4 protein-coding genes and 1 pseudogene are annotated in these 2,894 nt (G+C 59.4%); all 5 read left to right on the top strand.

From position 1 onward, the window contains the following. Nucleotides 1-47: 47 nt before the first annotated feature. Nucleotides 48-342, top strand: a pseudogene (locus NKH59_RS33120) (ATP-binding protein); the annotation flags it as partial. 441 nt (nucleotides 343-783) lie between these two features. Next, nucleotides 784-1,365: a recombinase family protein gene (locus tag NKH59_RS33115; protein WP_353024428.1), complete on the top strand. Its 582-nt coding sequence runs from the start codon at nucleotides 784-786 to the stop codon at nucleotides 1,363-1,365. After that, nucleotides 1,265-1,804 carry a recombinase family protein gene (locus tag NKH59_RS33110; RefSeq protein ID WP_353024429.1) on the top strand — a complete coding sequence of 180 codons (540 nt, stop codon included), beginning with the start codon at nucleotides 1,265-1,267 and terminating at the stop codon, nucleotides 1,802-1,804. The genes NKH59_RS33115 and NKH59_RS33110 overlap by 101 nt, the downstream gene beginning before the upstream one ends. Beyond that, nucleotides 1,708-2,553: a recombinase zinc ribbon domain-containing protein gene (locus NKH59_RS33105; protein ID WP_353024425.1), complete on the top strand. Its 846-nt coding sequence runs from the start codon at nucleotides 1,708-1,710 to the stop codon at nucleotides 2,551-2,553. The genes NKH59_RS33110 and NKH59_RS33105 overlap by 97 nt, the downstream gene beginning before the upstream one ends. Then, entirely contained in the window at nucleotides 2,526-2,885 is a 360-nt protein-coding gene (locus tag NKH59_RS33100; protein WP_353024423.1) for a hypothetical protein, read from the top strand. The genes NKH59_RS33105 and NKH59_RS33100 overlap by 28 nt, the downstream gene beginning before the upstream one ends. Nucleotides 2,886-2,894: the final 9 nt, after the last annotated feature.

Here is a 2,894-nt window from a genome sequence, read left to right as displayed (position 1 = left end):
ACGACCGAGATCTTCATCGATGACGATGGCGTCTTTCCAGCCAAGGGACCGCGCTCGCTCGGCAAGCCCATATTGGCGTCGACGGTTCACTCGAAAAGCAGCTGACGACCCTGTCGCGGCCGAAACTGTTGATCATCGACGAGCTCGGCTATCTCCCGTTCGAAGCCAATGCCGCGCATCTGTTCTTCCAGCTGGTGTCGCGGCGTTATGAGCGGGGATCGATCCTGATCACCTCCAATCGCTCGGTGGGCGAATGGGGCAGCGTGTTTGGCGACCCGAGCAGCGCAGGATACCCCTCTTGTTGATCGGTTGGTGTCTCATGTCACGGTGGTTGACCGTCGACACGCACTCTGTGGACAGCGGTTTGAGGTGGCATCACTTCGGTCAGGGCGCGGACCTGCCTTTGTAGTCATCCGCCTTCCGGATGGACGGTCACGCAATATCCGCCGGTCAGTGACGGATTTGTCGCCTACTAGCGATGATGATCGTGAACATCGTAGCATGGCGGGAAAGTTAATATCCGTTCGGACTTTGCTTCCTTTAGTATTATGCGCGAATCACCTTTAGTAACTCAATGGCGAGTTGCGATGGTTGCTCATGCTTTGGCGCATCGGATTGCGGTGTCTCTACCGGAGACCAGTGTTCCACTGGTAAGGATCAAGCCAGATACGCCCAGCCTTTGGAACAATCTCCCACCGGCATCTCAGCACCAAGTCGCGCAGATGCTCGCGACTCTGATCCGTCGGATGCCGCCGAACACGCCAGCGGCGAGGGAGCGGTTTGATGTTGGCGATTCCGAGCAGTCCTGACGAGCGGCTCACGGCCGTCCGACGTTCAAAGTTCGCTTACGTGTATGTGCGCCAATCCTCAATAAACCAGGTGCGCCACCACCAGGAAAGCACCGAACTTCAGTACAGTTTGGTGGACCGCGCCGTCAGATTGGGTTGGCCGCCGGATCGTGTCGTCGTCATCGACGAGGATCTTGGAAAATCAGGAAACGGCCAAGTCGAGCGCGGCGGCTTCCAACGGCTCATCGCCGAGATCGGGCTCGGCAACGCGGGTCTGGTGGTCAGCCTCGATGCATCTCGATTGGCGCGCAACAACCGGGACTGGCATCAACTCCTCGAGTTGTGTTCATTGTTCGGCGTTGTCATCGCCGATGGTGAACGTCTCTACGATCCCTGCGCTTATCACGACCGGCTGCTATTAGGGCTCTCGGGAATCATGAGCGAAGCGGAGTTGCACCAGATCCGTATCCGCCTGCATCAAGGGGAGCGGCAGAAGCGGCGCGGGGCGAGCTTCGCATACCGCTGCCAGGTGGCTTGGCCTACAACCGCTCCGGCCAGATCGTGTTCAACCCTCTGAAGAGGTTCAGGCTCGGCTGCGTCTGATCTTCGACAAATTTAGAGAGCTTCAGACCGCGCGACGCGTTATGCGTTACCTGCGCACGCACGACCTACGCGTACCGGTGCGGCCGCTTCGCGGGCCGGCGCCCCATGAGCTGGTGTGGCGAGACGCCACCATCGCCCACGTCCATTATATTTTGCACAACCCGGCCTATGCCGGCGCATATGTCTGCGGCCGGCGCCGAATAAATGCGGTCCGCCAAGGTCCGGGTTCGCACCGCGCAATCTCGAAGGTGGCCATTGACGACTGGGAGGTTTGCATCAAAGACGCACACCCTGGTATATTAACTGGGAGGAGTTCATGGCCAATCAGAGACGCCTCGCCGACAACACCAATCGATACGAGGCCGGCCACCGCGGCGCGCCACGCAAGGGCATTGCTTTGCTGCAGGGCTTAGCGGTCTGCGGCCAGTGCGGACGGCGGATGACCGTGCGCTATAGTGGCCCCGACGGTGCATGCCCCGTCTACTGCTGCCTGGCGGACCGCAACCAGACCGGCAGCTCTCTCTGTCAGGAGGTTCGGGCGCCCGCAATAGATGAACAAGTCGCCCGGATCCTCCTGAAGGCGTTGGAACCTGACCAAATCGCCATCGCCATCGCTGCGCTCAACGAGATTGCGGAGGAAACGCGGAGCCTCGAGAAACAATGGGCGCTACGGCGGGAACGTGCGCGGTATGACGCCGAACGGGCTCGACGACAATACGACACCGTGGAACCGGAAAATCGTCTCGTCGCCAGAACCCTGGAAAAGGCTTGGGAAGACAACCTGCGCTTGGTCGATGAGATCGAGCAGGAATATCGTCGGTGGAGAGACCGAGAGCCCTTGGTGTTACAGGCACAGGATCACGCGGCGCTTCAGGAACTCGCCGAGAATTTGCCGGCTATCTGGCACTCAGAAACCACCCAGCCAGAAGACCGCAAACGTATCTTGCGCTTCATCGTGCAGGAGGTCGTTCTCGATCAGAAGAAGATACGCGGCCAGGTCGCCATCAGGATTCTTTGGCAGACCGGCGCAACCAGCGAACATCAAATCCAACGCCGAGTTCATCTTACGATCGAGACTATGGCGAACTCGAGCTTGTGCGTGAGCGGATCACGGAACTCAATGCTGCGGGCGATATGGACAGGCAAATCGCCAAAATCTTGAATGACGAGGGCGTCCGCTCGGCGCCAGGCAAGCTGTTCAGCTATGAGAACATCTGGCTCTTACGCCACCGTTGGGGAGTCCCCACAGCCAAGATCAACGGCGTCGCAGCCAATCCGCCGCGCTGGCCTGATGGAACCTACTCTGTACAGGGCGCAGCCGCTGCAATCGGCGTGACGGCTCAAACCATCTTCGACTACCTCGCCCAGGGCCTTGTCCACGGTCGGCAAAGCACGAAAGGCCAGCCTTGGCAGATCAGCCTTTCCAGCGACCAGATCGATCAACTTCAACGCCGACTGCAACGGACCAGGCGATCAAGGAAAGGTGCATCATGAAGCATTCGC

The sequence above is a fragment of the Mesorhizobium sp. M0998 genome (assembly GCF_040318885.1).
Taxonomy (GTDB): Bacteria; Pseudomonadota; Alphaproteobacteria; order Rhizobiales; family Rhizobiaceae; genus Mesorhizobium.
Note: the sequence above shows the minus strand (reverse complement) of the source record. Positions and strands in the feature narration are given on the sequence as shown.